We start from the raw sequence: 18,239 nt of genomic DNA, 5'->3' as shown, positions 1-18,239 counted from the left end.
TCTTCCAACCTAAAGGTTAGGGAGAACAGGCTTTTTGATGTGTATACGATGGAAATTAATCGGGCGTTTTTTCAGTGATAGGCTGTTTACGCGAATCATCATTCAACCAACCCAACACTTCAAACAGTTTGAACAACAAGCTCATCAGGATTCCGACGATGGTTGCCAATGCCATCCCTTTCAGATGAACGCCGTAGAAGGTAACTTCTGTACCACTCAGTCCGATGACCAATACAAGTGTAGTAAGCAGCAGATTGGTCGGTTTGGCAAAATCGACTTTCTGTTCAACCAGAATACGCAGACCAGATGCTGCAATAACCCCGAACAGGAGCAGGGATACGCCGCCCATAACGGGTACAGGAATGTTAGCCACAAGCGCCGAGAATGTTCCTGAGAAGGAGAGTACGATTGCAATGACTGCTGCACCACCAATGACATATGTGGAGTAGACACGAGTCAGTGCCATAACACCGATGTTCTCACCATAGGTTGTATTAGGAGTAGATCCTACAAACCCGGACAAAATGGTGGAGACCCCATTACCAAGCAGGGAACGATGAAGCCCAGGGTCTTTCGAAAGATCTTTGCCTACAATGCTGCTCGTTACAAGCAAATGTCCAATATGTTCAACGATAACCACAAGCGCTACAGGTAAAATGGTAAAAATAACGGACCAGTCAAATGTAGGCGTTGTTACGGTTGGCAGTGAGATGAAATCAGCGTTTGCAATAGCTTTTTTTTCAACCAGACCCATAAAATAGCCTAATACATATCCGGATACAATTCCGATTAGAATATGAATGATTTTGGGGAATCCACGGAACGTTACGGCTCCAATGACAGTGATACCAAGCGTGGCCATGGATAGAATAATGGGTTTGGCCTGCGGCACCCAGTTCGGGTTAGCAACAGGATCAGAGTTAATCAATCCTGCCATACCAGCTGCAACAGGTACAAGCTCCAGACCGATCAGAGCAACGATGGCGCCCATAACCGCTGGTGGGAAGACTACGTTAATCCATCCGGTACCCGCAAATTTAATAATGAGGGCCACGAGGCAGAACACAAGTCCTGTTATGATAAAAGCTCCAAGTGCCACGGAGTAGCCATTCTCTGGATGTTGTTTTAATACCATTGTGACAGGTGCAATAAAGGCAAAACTGGACCCGAGATATGCAGGGATCTTACCTTTACACATCAGTATGTACAACAGTGTGCCAATCCCGTTCATCAGCAGGATCATACTTGGATCAACACCGAACAGGTTTGGTACAAGCACCGTGCTGCCAAACATGGCGAACAAATGCTGAAGGCTAAGCAGTGAACCCGAGCCAAGTGGCATCTTTTGATTAACCTGAATTTCACGTTGCAATGAATTTCATCTCCTTTTCCGAAACACAAACTTTCAATAGATTACAGAGTTTCTCTTAATTAAGCAATAACATTTTTGACGTAGCAAAGCGATGGAATTTATATTTTCATGAATTTTCCTTCTATTTCAGCAAATAACGGCAATAATACATAAGAAATAAGAAATACATCCAATCCCCTGTGAGTCATAGGGAAATGGGATAGAAGTATTTCAGATCACCAATATAAAAATTGGATAAGCGCTCTTATTCGTCAGCAGTTGACGGGAAACGGGCGAAGCGTCATAATTATAGGAAATTACTTTTACGGGGAACCTGTGTTGCAGCACTGTCACGGGTTCCATTTGGTATAGAAAGGACACGGAACAGATCAGAATGGGCATAGAGCAATTACTCGAGAAGGCCGGGGCATATATCAAAGAACCCGATCTGGTGCGCATACGAGAAGCTTACGAATTTGCTGATCAGGCCCACCATGGACAGACGCGAAAATCGGGAGAACCGTATATTCTGCATCCGCTTGCGGTTGCCGACATTGTTGTGAACATGCAGATGGACACCATCTCCATAATAGCAGCGCTTCTTCATGATGTAGTAGAGGATACTACGGTCTCACTTGAAGAGATCCGCAATCATTTCGGCAATACGTGTGCCATGCTTGTTGACGGCTTGACGAAGCTGGAACGTATTCAGTTTCGCTCCAAGGAAGAACAGCAGAACGAGAACTACCGCAAAATGTTCATCGCCATGGCGCAGGACATCCGTGTCATCGTGATTAAATTGGCTGACCGTCTGCATAATATGCGGACACTCAAGTTTCAGTCGGAAGAAAGCCAGCGCCGGATTTCATATGAGACGCTGGAAATTTTTTGTCCGATTGCAAACCGTTTGGGTATCTCTGCAATCAAATGGGAAATGGAGGACATCGCCCTCCGTTATTTGAATCCGCAGCAGTATTACCGAATTGCAAACCTGATGCACAAAAAACGTGCAGAACGTGAGCAATATATTGATACGGTTATGGATGGAATTACGAACAAGCTGGATGAGATGGGAATTCAGGCAGACCTTTCGGGCCGCCCGAAACATATCTACAGCGTGTTCAAGAAAATGACCACCAAAAACAAGCAGTTTAACGAAATTTATGATCTGCTCGCCATTCGTATTATTGTGGATAATATCAAGGATTGTTATGCTACCTTGGGAATTATACACACGTTATGGAAACCGATGCCTGGACGCTTCAAAGACTACATTGCGATGCCAAAGGCGAATATGTATCAATCGCTGCATACAACGGTAGTTGGTCCCAATGGCGAACCAACAGAAGTACAGATCCGGACATGGGATATGCACCGGACTGCTGAATTTGGTATTGCTGCTCACTGGGCCTACAAAGAAGGCGCTGCGAACGGAAATCATTTTGAAGACAAGATTACGTTCTTCCGTGAAATTCTTGAACTTCAAAACGAAGCACAGGATGCATCAGAATTCGTAGAGTCACTCAAAATGGATTTCTTCTCGGATCTGGTATTTGTATTTACGCCAAAAGGAGAAGTCATCGAATTGCCAATCGGCTCTGTTCCTTTGGATTTTGCTTATCGAATCCATACGGAGGTTGGTAATCGGACCATTGGTGCCAAAGTAAACGGTCGGATTGTTCCGCTCGATTATCATCTGAAGACAGGTGATATCATCGAAATTTTGACGTCTAAACATTCTTACGGACCGAGCCAGGACTGGATGAAAATTGCGAAATCTTCTCATGCACGAGCAAAGATCAAGCAATGGTTCAAGAAGGAACGCCGTGAAGAAAACGTTGAAAAAGGTCGGGAGAGCTGTGAGCGTGAACTAAAACGTATGGGGCTTGATCCTTCTGCGTGGATGACGGATGACAAGTTGATGGAAGCTGCCAAAAAATATGCGTTTAACGATATTGATGACATGCTTGCTGCTGTTGGATTCGGTGGGATTACTGCTGCACAGATTGTAACAAAAGCAACCGAAAAACTGCGTAAAGAGCAGGAAGAGTCCAGTTTGCTGGAATTAAATTCCGAGATGCGCGAGCTGAAACCTGCACCTGAGCGCAGAAATCGACCAACCAACGGTATTCGTGTCAAAGGCATCGATAATCTGCTTGTTCGATTCGCACGATGCTGTAATCCTGTACCTGGGGATGACATTATCGGATACGTTACACGCGGACGCGGCGTTTCCGTACACCGTAGTGACTGTCCAAATATCCCGACAAGTGCAGATGGAGAAGAAGCAGCACGTGTTATTGAGGTCGAGTGGGAAGAGAATATCGAAGCAAGTTACAGTGTGGATATTGAGATTACAGGCCATGATCGGAATGGCTTGCTTAACGAGGTACTTCAGGCTGTATCCGAAAGTAAAACCAATATATCTGCCGTCACAGGACGGACAGATAAAAATAAATTAGCATTGGTGCACGTCACAATTCTGATTCGTAATACGGATCATCTGCAATCCGTTGTAGAACGGATCAAACGTGTGAAAGATGTCTATTCGGTGCATCGGATTATGCAGTAAGGAGCCTGTAAGATGAGGGTGCTTGTACAACGCTGTAAAGAGGCTCAGGTGACCGTGGGAGACGAGCTGACAGGTAAGATCGATTCCGGATTAATGCTGCTCGTAGGCATTACCCATGAGGACACCGAGAAGGATGCCCAGTATCTGGCTGACAAAGTTAGTGGGTTGCGGATATTTGAGGATGATCAGGAGAAGATGAATCTCAGTCTGCTTGACGTTGGCGGTGCTGTATTGTCTGTTTCCCAGTTCACCCTGTACGGAGATTGTCGCAAAGGAAAGCGCCCGAGCTTTGCGGCTGCGGCCCGACCTGAAGCGGCAGAACTGTTATATGAAACGTTTAATCAACTGCTACGGGATAAAGGTATTCAGGTGGAAACCGGGCGTTTCGGAGCGATGATGGATGTAACATTTACCAACTGGGGACCCGTGACTTTGATGCTTGAAAGTCCGGTTCGTCAGGAACCACGTGCATAATTTCATAGGGTTCAGGCCATAATAAGGGATAATTCGTTGATGACTATTTCATGATCAAAGGAGTATCCATCCAATTATGCGCCAATCTGAGAAAGAAACACGTACCCGTACAGAACCTTTGTTGCTCCCTGGCAACCTGTATGAATCATTGCACCTTGCCCGTTCGGCTGCTGAGTATGTTGCAACGATCTGGGCACTTCAGGATTCGGACAAAGGGAAGCAGAGTCATCTTCCGCGATCTTGAATGTTTACACAGGTATATAAACATCCGATATTTGGATTATACAGATTCTAAAAAAGTCCTGATTCCTTCCCGAATCAGGACTTTTTGTCGTGAGTAGAACTTTTTAAGTGTTCGTTTGACGACTTCGTTACAAAATGAAATTACATTGGATTGTTATAAATTACTCTGGTGAGGGTAATAACAAAATGAGGCACAACGAAGTGCCAATGTACTGCAAGACCCGATTTTATAAAGAAAGTTCGAACACGGAAAGGAGAACATACGTTATGAGTAAAGTTGCTTTTTTATTGGCGAATGACTTTGAAGATTCGGAGATGCAGGTCCCGTATGACGAAGTAAAAAAAGCTGGACATGAAGTGGAGATTATCGGATTAAAAGCCGGTGAGACCCTTAAAGGTAAAGGAGGAAAGGCCTCCTATACCACAGATAAGGCGATCGCTGATGCATCCGCTTCAGATTATGATGCGGTCGTGATTCCTGGTGGATCATCCCCTGAGAATTTGCGAACTGATGCGCACATCTTGAAGTTTGTCACCGAGATCAACAGTGCGAAGAAACCAATCGCAGCGATCTGCCATGGTCCTCAGATTTTGGCTAGTGCTGGTCTGTTGAAAGGCCGCACGATTACATCCTATCCACCGCTTAAGGATGACATGGTAAACGCAGGGGCAGAGTTCAAGGATCATGAGGCCGTTGTGGATGGAAACTATATTACATCCCGTACGCCTGAAGATGAGCCAGCGTTTGTACGTGAACTGCTAAAAGTTATATAACTTCAGCCAGTACAACTGACATACATTGATGTATCTTAACTACGTAACATCGTGACGTTTACAAACTTCACGTTGCATTTCATTCCGAAAAAGGAGGGTTTGACATGACAAAACATATTCAGGCGTATTTTCGAACCGAGGACGAGGCAGAGGGAGCAAGAACTTCACTTCAGACGTTTCGTACAGAGCATTTGGAAGTAGGTCAACTGGACAGTGCGATAGGTAGAGACACGCGTGTTATGGTGCCACTGGTGCCTTATAATACAGCAGGTGGCGTAGGTACCAATGGTGCAATGGGTGTAGGTGCAGCCCCTGGTGTTCCAGCCAGCGAAAATGTGATCCCTGTGGTAGCCAATGTGGACCGTGATGCAGAACGGGATACTCGTGACAGAGTGAATGAGGATGGAGACATGCTGAATGCTGCAGATGTGTCTTCGGCCGATTATAATGATCTGCATTATGTTCTGTCTGCCAAAGTAAGGGATGAGGATTATGACGAGATTGTTCATAAGCTTCGTTCCAACCATGCCTATGTGGAAGATTTGAATTAACGTGTAGATACTTCTTGGCCCTTGCACTGCTCGACCACATAGTCGAGTGATGTGCAAGGGCTTTTTAATCAGGAGGATATTAAAAAACTAATTTATAAAGCGCTATCATTTTTGTAATATTACTGTAATATTAGATACATAAGCCTTTAACATAGTGGGCTTATAATAACACACATGACCCCCTTTTTTTATATATCCTTTGAGCCTGCACACCGTGTGCAGGCTATTTTTTTTGAGCTGAGAATGTGTATGTTTTGGGCAGAGCTTACCCCTTTATTCAATTTTTGCTAGAATAGAGAGATGGGTTTATATATTCTACAGCGAATTGTTTTCATAGTTGGGCTACATTGGACGGTAAATCTAGCTCCAGCGATTGGGTTCAGGCGAATTCAATCCTATGACAGAGAGTATGAGGAACTCATCGCCAGAGTGATCCGTCATATTCCAGATGAACATATAATCGCTGAAATGGCCCCGCCTTTTTTATTTAAGTAAGGGGCAGCCGTTTCTACTTGATCGATGGAATTTGAAAGTTATATAGAATGCCTCTTGAGAAATGACACCTACAATGCTAAAGCAACAGAGTTCTCATGCGAATGGCTAGAGACAGATTTAAGGGGGAATTAGTTTTGAGTAAGGTTGGAAGAAATGATTTATGCCCATGCGGTAGTGGGAAAAAATATAAGAAATGTTGTCTGAACAAGGAGTCCTCTGCAGTAGAATCCATACTGGGGATAATATCAACGGAGCAACTGGTTCGGGAAGCCTCCATTCAACCTGAGAGTAAACTGACCTTGACCAAGCTGAAAAAGATGGTGGCAAGCGATTTGAAATGGGAGCACCCGGCTCACGAACAGCTGGCCCTGCAGACTATTGAGAACATGAGGAACCAATACGAGCCAGAGGTAATTTTGGAAGCTCTGGTGTTATGGAACGGCTACTCCCGTCAGACCCGCCCTACTGTGAAGAAGACAGGCTCGTTCTCTGCTGCAATTGAGTATTTGTTGTCCGAGGAATACGGCTTCAATGTCTCAAAGGCTGAGCTGGCTGATAAATATGAGGTAACGACAGGCACGATCTCCCGGAAGGTTAAGGAGATGAATAGTTACATCGAAGAATACGGCATGGGCGGTGAAACGGACGAGCTATTGATGCTGAACGGTCCAGGCACATCGAAAGACAAAGCACAGGCTCTGCTGTCTAAGGCGAGGGAAGCGAGCTCTTCCAAACGGAAAGTACATCTGGCGGAAACAGCGCTGGAGATGTATCCTGACAGCTCTGATGCATATCTTATTCTAGCTGAGGAATCGGACAATGAGAATGATGCACGATCTTACCTCAAGGAAGGAATCGCTGCTGGCAAACGTGAACTGGGCGAACTGTTCTTTGAGGAGAACAAAGGGGACTTCTGGGGGCTTCATGAGACTCGTCCCTATATCCGGATATGCAAAAGCTATGCCGAATCCTGCTGGTTTGGCGGAGATACGAAAGAAGCAGCACATATTCTGGAGCATATTCTGGAGCTTAATACGGAAGACAATACCGGAGCACGTTACCTGCTCGCTGCTGTGTATTTATACAGTAACCAATTGGATCAGGCAGAGCAATTGCTGGAGGAGTATGGAAGAGGTGACGCCGTAACGGCCTTTGCCTATGACAAGATCATTCTGGAGTATAAGAAAAACGGAATCACCTCCCAGCTCAAAATGCTGTACCGTGTGGCCCGGGGTGTGAACAAACATGTGCCTGATTACCTGTTGGGTTTGAAACGGCTGCCGCATAACCTCCCTGACTTTGTCGGAATTGGCGACTCCGACGAAGCGATTGAATATGTCATTATGCATTCCCGTTTATGGGCGAGCGCGCCGGATCTGTTGAAGTGGATGCTGCAACAATAGAGGAATAAGAAGCGAATAGAAGTTGGAATTCATATGATAAATCCAGCTTCTACTAGCCATATTTTCTGTGGACTCCACATACCATGCTGCGTGTGAGCAAAATTTTTTAGAGCTATCTTTTTGTGTTAACCCTTGACTTTAGCACTGCGGTTCATTACAATCAGAAAATAATACGTTGACTATAGTCAATACAAGTCGATTTTTGAACTATATTACTGATTTGATGACGGGACCAAGTACTCCGTGCCCACATGACCAGAGAGGAATCCCCAGGCTGTAAGGATTCTCTTGATGAGCGGACGAATGACTTCCCCGAGAACAGACGGCGAACACAGCAGAGATAATCTGTTGACCAGTAGCCGGCCTGCGCAGGACGTGCGTTACACGTAGAGCGGAATATCTGCTTGATCAGGGTGCTGTATGCAATCTTGAATCATCAGAGATCACCTGAACGGCTAAAGTGTCAGGTTTCCGGAATGTGGGTGGTACCACGGGTGAATGTATATTACACAATCTCTCGTCCCTTTGTTTGCTATACATAGCAGACAGGGCGAGGGATTTTTTTGTTATATAAGTTGATTTAAAAGAAATACACGAAAACGGAGAGTGCAGAAAAAACCTGTAAAAGCGAAGCATTCGCCTAAAAGCTTTCTGAAAGAAAGCTACTTCGGAAGCATATGCTATCACCCGATTTCCACATTATAAAATTAATTCAAAAAATCTGGGGATAACAGCGATTGTAAGGTTGTTCTGCCCGCGCAGTGATCACGTGTAGAATTTTTTAACTTTTAGAGAAAAAAATCAATGCTGGAGGGATCAAGATGGCTTTTCAAAAACCGACTGGAACGCAGGACTTACTGCCTGGAGTTGTCGAGAAATGGCAGTACGTAGAAGAAAAAGCACGAGATCTGTGTCGACGGTTTAATTACCGTGAGATTCGTACACCGATCTTCGAACAGACTTCTTTATTTGTACGCGGTGTAGGAGAGACTACCGATATCGTTGAGAAAGAAATGTATACCTTTGATGACAAAGGTAATCGCAGCATGACTCTTCGTCCGGAGGGAACAGCGGGTGTTGTCCGTGCGTATGTAGAGAATAAAATCTACGGCGAACCGGATGTGAGCAAGCTGTATTACATCGGTCCAATGTTCCGGTACGAGCGTCCGCAGGCAGGCCGTCAGCGTCAGTTTCACCAGTTTGGTGTAGAAGCCATCGGTGCGCTGGACCCGGCAATTGATGCGGAAGTAATTGCACTGGGCTACCAGTTGTGCGTAGAACTCGGCTTGAAGGATGTCAAAGTGGAAATCAACTCCGTTGGTAATTCAACCAGCCGTGCAGAATACCGCGAGACGTTACTTGGGTTCCTCAGACCGATGAAAGACAGCCTGTGTAAGGACTGTCAGTCACGCATGGAGCGTAATCCGCTGCGTGTACTCGACTGTAAAGTCGATCAGGACAAATTCGTAGGGGCACCGTCGATACTGGATAGTCTGGATGAAGAGTCTTTGAATCATTTTGCCAAGCTACAGGCATACCTGGATGATTTCGGTGTGGATTATGCTGTGAACAATCGTCTGGTTCGGGGCTTGGATTATTACACGCTAACTGCTTTTGAATTAAAAGCCCAAGGGATTGGAGCAATAGATACGGTTGGCGGCGGTGGTCGGTACAATGGTCTCGTTGGAGATATCGGCGGACCTGATCAGCCAGGCATCGGCTTCGGTATTGGTCTGGAGCGTATTCAACTGATTCTGGAGCACCAAAACATTGAGGTTACTACGCTGGCTCCACTGGATGTATACTTTGTTGCTCTGGGAGAGGCTGCTGATCGTGAAGTGAACCGACTGTTGTTCAAACTTCGTCAGTCTGGACTGTCTGGGGAACGTGATTATCTGGGCCGCAAGATGAAAGCACAGATGAAATCAGCTGACCGTTTCAAATCCCGCTACACTGCCATCCTTGGTGATGACGAGCTGGAGCGTGGTGAGATCGCCCTCAAGTCGATGGATACGGGTGAGCAACAAACCGTGAAGCTTGATGATCTGGTAACGGCAATTCGCGAAGGTAAATAAGCACGAAGTACGACATTAAGATCAAAATTTTCCTTTCGAGTAACACAATTGATCCGGCAAAAGTACTGAGGTTCACCGACGATTCCAAATTAAGCGTAAGTTGGCGAGCCAGAGGTAACATGCCTTTTCGAATACATGATCTACACGTAACCGGACTGTTGAAGAGCAGGCACTAACTGCCCATACAGAACGGAAATTCACATAATGAGGAGTTTGGTTATGAAAAGAAGTCATCATTGCGGCGCATTAACACCCGCACACATCGGTGAAACAGTAACATTGAACGGTTGGGTTCAGACCCGCCGTGACTTGGGGGGCGTACTCTTCATCGATCTGCGTGATCGCAGCGGGATTGTACAAGTTGTCTTTAACCCGGCTTATTCCGGTGAGGCTCTGCAAATCGCAGATCGCGTACGTAGCGAGTATGTTATCGCTGTAACGGGTAAAGTTGTTAAACGTGATGCAGAAACAGTTAACAAAAACCTGCCTACTGGCGAAATTGAAGTTCAAATCACAGAAATCGAAGTGCTCAATGCAGCCAAAACACCTCCATTCTTCATTGAAGATGGTGTCGAAGTTGATGAATCCCTTCGTTTGAAATATCGTTACCTGGACCTGCGTCGTCCGGAAATGTTCGAAACATTGAAACTGCGTTCCAAAGCATCCAAAGTGTTCCGTGACTACCTGGATGGAGAAGAGTTCGTTGAAGTGGAAACACCGATCCTGACTAAGAGCTCCCCGGAAGGTGCGCGTGATTATCTCGTACCGAGCCGTGTGCATGAAGGTGAATTCTTCGCCTTGCCACAATCCCCACAAATCTACAAACAATTGCTGATGGTGGGTGGCGTTGAGCGTTATTATCAGATCGCTCGCTGTTTCCGGGATGAGGATCTGCGTGCAGACCGTCAACCAGAATTCACTCAAGTCGACATCGAGACTTCTTTCTTGCAACAGGATGACCTGCTGCCAATGATGGAAGAACTGATGGCCAAATTGTTGCGTGAAACAAAAGGCATTGAGCTTGAATTGCCTTTCCAACGGATTACGTATGCAGATGCAATGGGTAAATACGGTTCAGACAAACCAGATCTGCGCTTTGGTATGGAACTGGTTGAAATGAACGATATCGTAGCAAACAGTGGTGTGAAAGTATTTGCTTCCGTCATCGAAAAAGGTGGAGAAGTGAAAGTGCTGAACGCTAAAGGCTGTGGCACATGGAGCCGTAAAGAGATCGATGATCTCGGACCATTTGCTGCACGTTACGGTGCGAAAGGTCTGGCTTGGATTCAAGTAAAAGACGGCGAGTTCAAAGGGCCAATCGTGAAGTTCTTCACGCCTGAAGAAATCGAAGCTGTCAAAGAACGTACTGGTGCTGAAGATGGCGACTTGTTGCTCTTCTCCGCAGACACTAAAAAAGTGGTTGCTGACGTTCTGGGCGCATTGCGTCTGAAAATCGGCCGTCAACTCGGACTGATCGATGACAGCAAATTCAAATTTGCTTGGGTTGTGGACTTCCCGCTCCTCGGATATGATGAAGATGCGAAACGTTATGTGGCAGAACACCATCCGTTCACTCGTCCAAAAGACGAAGATGTACATCTGTTTGACACAGATCCAGGTGCAATCCGCGCTCAAGCCTATGACCTTGTTCTCAATGGTTATGAAGTAGGTGGCGGTTCAATGCGTATCTACAAACGTGATGTTCAGGAGAAAATGTTTGCTGCCCTTGGACTCTCACCAGAAGTAGCGAATGAGAAATTCGGCTATCTGTTGGAAGCATTCGAATATGGAACTCCACCGCATGGTGGTATTGCCTTTGGTCTGGACCGTCTCGTGATGTTGCTGGCAGGCCGCACAAATCTACGTGAAACGATTGCCTTCCCGAAAACGGCAAGTGCAACGGATCTGCTCATGAATGCACCATCCGAAGTGGATGACTCTCAATTGGAACAACTTCACATCCGTGTAGCCCGTAAACCGGTAGCGGAAAAGAAATAAAGGAGGCATCGATTCTCAATGCTCCATCAATTTTCAAGAACAGAACTTGCGATCGGACCTGAAGGTCTGGATGCATTAAAGAATAGTACAGTCGCTGTGCTCGGTATTGGCGGCGTAGGTGGTATTGCTGTAGAAGCTCTTGCCCGTAGCGGCGTTGGGCGCATCATCCTGATTGATAAAGACGTCGTGGACATCACCAACATTAACCGCCAGATTCATGCTCTGACTACGACAGTGGGGCAGAAAAAAGCGGATCTGATGGTGGAACGTGTGAAACTGATCAATCCGGAATGTGATGCAATTGCATTAAATATGTTTTACACGGAAGAGACGTATGAGGAATTGTTCAAATATGAACTGGATTATGTGCTGGATGCATCCGACACGATTATTTACAAAATCCATCTCATTAAAGAGTGCCTGAAACGTAAAATTCCGATGATATCCAGCATGGGTGCGGCGAATAAAATGGATCCAACGAAATTCCAGGTTGCGGATATTTCGAAAACGACCATGGACCCGATTGCCCGTGTTGTACGTACCACACTTCGTAAAGACGGCATCAAAAAAGGTGTGAAAGTGGTCTTCTCGACTGAAAAGCCGATGAAACCGCGTGAGGACGTAACACAAAAAATCGTTCCCGAGAATGCTCCGGAAATTCGCAAGGCTAAACAGCCACCTGCGAGTAACTCATTTGTGCCTCCGGTAGCCGGACTGATTATGGTCAGTGTTGCGATTAAGGATTTGTTAGAAATTGCAGAGAACAAGCAGCAGTAACTTGCTGCCAACAGAACAGCGTGGATGCCGATAAGGCATCTGCGCTTTTTTGTGTGAACATACTTCGCAAGACCGGAGCGGATGGGACGTCAATCGTCTATGATAGCCGAACTGTATTCCTAAATAAATGTCAGAGTTACGTCATGTACTTCAAAGTCAAAACCGTGTATGATATTCACTGCTGCGCGAAATGATGATACATACATAATGAATTTACGGTCATATAGGTTCAACTTAACTTTTTACACGAGAACGGAGAGGACAGAAAAAAGCTACATCGGAAGCATACGCTATCACCGGGTTTTCCCCTTAGAGAAGGAAATGCAAAAAATCTGGGGATAACAGCGATCGAAAGGTTATTCTGTCATCGGAGTGGCAAGTGTAAACATTCTTTAGTTGAATTTATAATTAGAGAGAGGGGAATAGAACGAAATGAAACACGGATGGATGACCAGACGTCTTGGCATGGAGCCAGGAGACCAGTGGAAGAAGGAAGTTGTGGCGGGAGCCATTTCCTATTTTGCCGTGGTCTATATCGTTATGGTCAATGCTACAATTCTTTCCGATGCCGGGATGCCCTTACAGGCGGCCATGGTTGGAACCCTGCTGACGTCCATTGCAGGCTGTTTGCTCATGGCATTTGGCGGAAAATCACCCATTATCGTAGTACCCGGAATGGGGATTAATGCATTTTTTACGTATACACTTGTACATTCCATGAAATTAAGCTGGCAAGAAGCGCTGGCCGTTGTAACCGTTACAGGTATACTGTTTGCCATTGTTGCGTTTACGTCACTATACAAAATGATCAGCGAAGCAATCCCGAAAAATCTGCAACACGGGATTACGGTGGGAATAGGTTTGTTTCTGACATTTATCGGTTTACAAAAAAGTGGAATTGTCATCGCACACCAGACTACGTTTGTTGCGATTGGGCACTTCAATGATCCGAACGTCATTACAGCCTGCGTTACGCTGGTGCTTGCCTTGATTTTATTTATACGGAACGTACAGGGTGGACTTCTGATCAGTATTCTGGTCGGGACAGGTCTTGCCTATGTACTTGGTGCAGTGAACCCGGGTGAGTCCGTATCAGCGATGGATGCGCTGCGTCAATACGGTGGGTTATTTGGCGAATTGTCTTTGATGAAGCTGGCTGATGTTGCCTTCTGGATCGCGGTATTTTTGCTACTGCTCATTGTGGTGTTCGAAAATATCGGATTAATTACGGCTCAGACACAGATGATTGGTCGTCCAGAGCGGTTCAAAGGTAGTCTGCGTGCTCTATCCATTAGCACCGTGCTGGCAGGTGTATTCGGAAGTAGTCCTCCGGTTGCCGCAGCCGAGACTACAGCCGGAATTGCAGCAGGCGGTCGCACAGGTTTGACTCCGCTCGTTACAGCCGTGTTATTCGGAGCTACTTTTTTCTTCATTCCGCTACTCGGTTATATTCCAGACAGTGCAATTGCTCCCATTTTGATCATTATTGGTGGCCTGATGGTGCAAGGTGTGAAAGATATGGATTTTGGTGACTTCACAGAGGCATTCCCAGCATTTCTGATAATGGTCATGATTCCATTTACATATAGCATCGTGGACGGTATGGCGTTTGGATTCATTGCCTATCCATTAGCGAAGCTGGCAGCAGGTCAAGGTAAACAGGTGCCTGTGGTCATGTATGGCATTTCCATCCTCTTTTTAGCCAATTTTGTGTTGCATGGAGTTTTGTAATAACAAAAGGCAACGTCATGTAAGTTCATACGTATGATCTCTGGTGAGCAGATGGAGAACGGGAGGAACGGGAATGGAAGAGCAGCAACAAACAGGGCAGAATGAACCGAAGGTAGGAAAAAAGGGATTTAAGGATTTCGTCAAGCTTATCGCTTCCACGAATCCGCCAAAACTGATTTTGATTCTTGCCCTCATCTTAACCCTGATTCAAACAACAGCCGGACTGATCGTTCCATTGATGACCAAAGGTCTGATTGATGGACTTACCACTTCGGCATTGAACAAATCTGTGATTTTATTGTTGCTGGGGGCATTTGTGATTCAGGCGATTGCCTCGGGTATCAGCATTTATATGTTAAATTACGCAGGACAACGCGTGGTCGCAACACTACGCACGAAGCTGTGGAACAAGGTATTGTCGCTACGAATGCCGTATTTTGATCGTAACCGCACAGGCGATACGATGAGTCGGATTACGAATGATACAAGCCAGATCATGACGTTGATCGCGGATTATCTGGTTTCCTTTGTATCCAACATCGTTGCTGTTGTAGGTGGCGTGGCGTTACTGTTCTATTTGGACTGGGTGATGTCGCTCATTATTCTGAGTCTGGTGCCACTTACGCTGTTGATTCTGTTACCGGTCGGGAAGAAAATGTACAAGATCTCCAAGAAACAGCAGGACGAGATGGCAGGTCTTACGTCCGTGCTCAGTCAGGTTATTGGCGAGATTCGCTTGGTAAAAGCCTACGGCACGGAGAAACAGGAAGTGGAAGCAGGGGATTCCCGGATTCGTAAAATGTTTGCTTTTGGCTTGCAGGAAGCACGCATTCTTGCTCTGATCGGTCCTTTGTTTACATTTGTCATGACTGCCGTTCTAGTCGTTATTCTGGGTGTGGGGGGAATGCGCGTAGCGTCTGGACTGTTGTCGCCTGGTGAACTGGTTGCGTTCATTTTGCTGTTGTTCCAGGTTATTATGCCAATGGGACAATTCACAACGTTATACTCCCGGTTACAGAAAGTTGTAGGTGCAACAGAGCGCATACAAGCTATTCTTGCTGATGAAGAAGAGCCACATGACAGCACCAAGGTAGCGCCAAAAGGAAATGAGACGATTGCATTCCATGATGTACACTTTTCCTATGTCACAGGTGAGGAAGTGCTGCACGGAATCAATCTGACGGTTCCCACGCGCAAGGTGACTGCCATTGTCGGTCCAAGCGGTAGCGGCAAATCAACACTGTTCTCCTTGATGGAGCAGTTTTATATGCCCGACTCAGGCCATATTTCATATGGGGGACAAGCCATAACGGAATATTCGTTAGCCTCCTGGCGCAGCAAGATCGGGTATGTATCTCAGGAAAGTCCACTTATGGCGGGTACGATCAAAGACAATATCACGTACGGATTGGGCCGTGAGGTCACGATGGATGAGATAAGGCGAGCTGCTGAGATGGCCTATTCTGCCGACTTCATAGACAAGCTGCCACAGGGTTATGACACGGAAGTGGGCGAGAGAGGAATCAAGTTATCCGGGGGGCAACGTCAGCGAATTGCTATTGCTCGAGCCTTACTGCGCAGTCCGGATATTCTTATGTTGGATGAAGCAACATCCAGTTTGGATAGCACCTCGGAGTATGAAGTACAACAGGCTTTGTCCAACCTGATGGAAGGCAGAACCACGATCGTGATCGCGCACCGTTTGTCCACAGTGGTGGATTCCGATCAAATTGTTGTATTGGAGCATGGACATGTTACCGGAACAGGAACGCATACGGAATTAATTAGCAATCATCCGGTATATCGTGAATTGGCACAGAAGCAGTTTGTGGCACAGGAAGGCAACGCAGCAATAGTACAAATAGAAGAGTAATCTCCATTATTGGAGGGTCTCCGTTATACCCATGAGGTATTTCAACGGAGATCCTTTTTTCTTTTTGTTTAAATTCCTCATATTGACATTAAGACCAACATAATCTATATTGTGGATACCGACCGTTGGTATGAATAAGGAGGAACTTATGGCTAGAAATAAATACCCTGAGCAGACACTGGACCTGATTCTGGCAGTCTCAACTCAAATGTTTACCGAAAAGGGATATGAAAAGACCAGTATTCAAGACATTATAGAAAAATTAGGTATGTCCAAAGGTGCAATATATCATCATTTCAAGTCCAAGGAGGATATCCTTAGTGCAGTGATGGAGAAGGAGCTTGGGCGGGCAGAAGACATGTTTATGGAACTCATCCAGAACACGCATGCTCCAAATGCCAGACAGAAGCTCATCAGTATTTTGGAAAATGTTATCGTTGATCCTGGAATTCAGTCTAACTCAATTGATCAGGTTCTTAGCACTCAGATCAAGAATCCGCAGTTTGTTCTTGGCGGCATAAGAAAAGGTATTCTGAAGGATGCTCAAATTATTGCCGACATTATGGAGCAAGGCAAGGAAGATGGGTCCATTTCAGTCGAATATCCGCTGGAGTGTGCTGAAATCTTCATGCTGCTCGTCAACATCTGGATCAACCCTCTTCTATTTGGCAGAGATCAGGAGCAGACATTGGAAAGGCTTAAGTTTTTGCAACACATGATGAAGCTCTTGGGAGCAGATATCGTTAGCGAACAGCTCATTCAGCGAATTACGAATCGCCATGCCAGCACAGGAGGCTATGCGGAGGCGGAATAAACATATACCTGATTGTTTGAAATGGAGAGGGAGAAGATGTTGAAAAGTAGTGAGCTTGCCATATGCAAGAGCATAGACATTGATCAACCCATTCAAGATATACAGCTAAATTGGTTGTCAGGAGATATCAGAGTTCTTCCGAGTGTGGATGAACTGATTCACGTTATGCAATATGCGGATGCGTGGTTTTCCAAGCGAAGGCTGATGCAAGTTAACATACGAGGGGATACCTTAAGCATTGTGGACGGGAGAAAAAGGAGAGGACTCATCGGGTTAAATGTAGGTAGAACAGCATTGAAGATTCATGTACCAGCTCGGGTTTTTAACAGTATTTCGCTGATCTCCACAGGAGGACACCTCCGGTTGAATCGGCTTCTGGCCACTCGCTGTCAATGTAAGATCACCTCAGGTCGTGTAGATCTATCAGGGAGGATGGATGAGCTTGAACTGTGCGCATTGGCATCCGTAGTGAAAGGGCAGCACCTTAGTGCAGATAAATTCAATCTTCAATCCCATTCAGCCAAGATCGACATATCAGGGGAATTCCGTCACTTGCAGTATACAACTACAGGCAGAGGATTGAATATGGATTGTCTCAAGATGCCGGAGAGCTTGCATTCCGTATCCACAGGATCAAAAGTAGTGATTTCCATCCCAGATAACGAAGGTTTCCAAATTATACTTAAAGAAAGATCAGGAGCATTAAAAAGTGAATATGATCTGACTCCCCTTCATGGGGACAGCAATAATCTAATACACAAAAGTGGAAAAAGTGAATTCCAAGTGGATATTCGAGGAGGAGCTTTTCATCTGAAATCCAGGAAATGAGACACCGATCGTGTACTGAAAACAAAGGGGGCAGATATCATGGCTGGTTGGATCGTAGGAATCAGCTTTTCCTCCATCGTACTGCTAATTGGGATTAACGGCGCATTGAACGGCAGGCGCAGGCAGGCCAGAAACAAGTGGGCCTGGTGGTTTATTTTGTTTGGTTGTTGTGCGCTTGTCAGTGCCATCATTAATTATCAATTCAGATGAGATCATGTCTTACAAAAGTAAGCCAACAAAACGGATGTGGCTTTCAATTGCCCTATGTGATATAGTAAGT

General features: G+C 45.7%; 15 protein-coding genes. 14 read left to right on the top strand and 1 reads right to left on the bottom strand.

The annotated features are described in order from the left end of the window. Window positions 1-55 precede the first annotated feature (55 nt). The gene (gene uraA, locus MHI12_RS23575) at window positions 56-1,372 is read right to left on the bottom strand and encodes a uracil permease (protein ID WP_405170506.1); all 1,317 of its coding nucleotides are present in this window, start codon (window positions 1,370-1,372) and stop codon (window positions 56-58) included. A 373-nt stretch (window positions 1,373-1,745) separates the two neighbouring features. On the opposite strand from uraA, the gene MHI12_RS23570 reads away from it, so the two are divergent. The 14 genes from MHI12_RS23570 to MHI12_RS23505 all read left to right on the top strand — a co-directional run bounded on the left by MHI12_RS23570 (window position 1,746) and on the right by MHI12_RS23505 (window position 18,169). Then, entirely contained in the window at window positions 1,746-3,923 is a 2,178-nt protein-coding gene (locus tag MHI12_RS23570) for a bifunctional (p)ppGpp synthetase/guanosine-3',5'-bis(diphosphate) 3'-pyrophosphohydrolase (protein ID WP_036616894.1), read from the top strand. 12 nt (window positions 3,924-3,935) lie between these two features. Further along, complete coding sequence (dtd, locus tag MHI12_RS23565) at window positions 3,936-4,397, top strand: D-aminoacyl-tRNA deacylase (protein ID WP_405170505.1); 462 nt, start codon at window positions 3,936-3,938, stop codon at window positions 4,395-4,397. Between the two features lie 76 nt (window positions 4,398-4,473). After that, complete coding sequence (locus MHI12_RS23560; RefSeq protein ID WP_405170504.1) at window positions 4,474-4,641, top strand: hypothetical protein; 168 nt, start codon at window positions 4,474-4,476, stop codon at window positions 4,639-4,641. 266 nt (window positions 4,642-4,907) lie between these two features. Next, window positions 4,908-5,414: a type 1 glutamine amidotransferase domain-containing protein gene (locus MHI12_RS23555; RefSeq protein WP_340964060.1), complete on the top strand. Its 507-nt coding sequence runs from the start codon at window positions 4,908-4,910 to the stop codon at window positions 5,412-5,414. A gap of 104 nt (window positions 5,415-5,518) precedes the next feature. Then, a complete protein-coding gene (locus tag MHI12_RS23550) occupies window positions 5,519-5,965 on the top strand; it encodes a hypothetical protein (protein ID WP_341008615.1) in 447 nt (148 codons plus the stop codon). Window positions 5,966-6,594: 629 nt separating this feature from the next. Further along, window positions 6,595-7,863: an SEC-C metal-binding domain-containing protein gene (locus tag MHI12_RS23545; protein WP_405170503.1), complete on the top strand. Its 1,269-nt coding sequence runs from the start codon at window positions 6,595-6,597 to the stop codon at window positions 7,861-7,863. Between the two features lie 821 nt (window positions 7,864-8,684). Beyond that, on the top strand, window positions 8,685-9,938 hold the full coding sequence (gene hisS / locus MHI12_RS23540) for a histidine--tRNA ligase (protein WP_192133253.1): 1,254 nt from the start codon (window positions 8,685-8,687) through the stop codon (window positions 9,936-9,938). A gap of 219 nt (window positions 9,939-10,157) precedes the next feature. Continuing rightward, window positions 10,158-11,936 (top strand): aspartate--tRNA ligase, encoded by a 1,779-nt coding sequence (aspS, locus tag MHI12_RS23535; RefSeq protein ID WP_076329184.1) that lies wholly within the window; start codon window positions 10,158-10,160, stop codon window positions 11,934-11,936. A gap of 18 nt (window positions 11,937-11,954) precedes the next feature. Then, window positions 11,955-12,713 carry a ThiF family adenylyltransferase gene (locus MHI12_RS23530; RefSeq protein ID WP_091020457.1) on the top strand — a complete coding sequence of 253 codons (759 nt, stop codon included), beginning with the start codon at window positions 11,955-11,957 and terminating at the stop codon, window positions 12,711-12,713. Between the two features lie 432 nt (window positions 12,714-13,145). After that, complete coding sequence (locus MHI12_RS23525) at window positions 13,146-14,444, top strand: NCS2 family permease (RefSeq protein ID WP_036616916.1); 1,299 nt, start codon at window positions 13,146-13,148, stop codon at window positions 14,442-14,444. 73 nt (window positions 14,445-14,517) lie between these two features. After that, window positions 14,518-16,317, top strand: coding sequence for an ABC transporter ATP-binding protein (locus tag MHI12_RS23520; RefSeq protein WP_405170502.1), 1,800 nt, complete (start codon window positions 14,518-14,520; stop codon window positions 16,315-16,317). A gap of 148 nt (window positions 16,318-16,465) precedes the next feature. Next, on the top strand, window positions 16,466-17,131 hold the full coding sequence (locus MHI12_RS23515) for a TetR/AcrR family transcriptional regulator (RefSeq protein ID WP_405170501.1): 666 nt from the start codon (window positions 16,466-16,468) through the stop codon (window positions 17,129-17,131). 36 nt (window positions 17,132-17,167) lie between these two features. After that, on the top strand, window positions 17,168-17,959 hold the full coding sequence (locus tag MHI12_RS23510) for a DUF4097 family beta strand repeat-containing protein (protein WP_405170500.1): 792 nt from the start codon (window positions 17,168-17,170) through the stop codon (window positions 17,957-17,959). 39 nt (window positions 17,960-17,998) lie between these two features. Then, the gene (locus tag MHI12_RS23505) at window positions 17,999-18,169 is read left to right on the top strand and encodes a hypothetical protein (RefSeq protein ID WP_405170499.1); all 171 of its coding nucleotides are present in this window, start codon (window positions 17,999-18,001) and stop codon (window positions 18,167-18,169) included. Window positions 18,170-18,239 lie beyond the last annotated feature (70 nt).

Source organism: Paenibacillus sp. FSL H8-0280, from assembly GCF_045040665.1.
GTDB classification, from domain to species: Bacteria; Bacillota; Bacilli; order Paenibacillales; family Paenibacillaceae; genus Paenibacillus; species Paenibacillus xylanexedens_A.
This window is presented reverse-complemented; position numbering and strand designations above follow the sequence as displayed.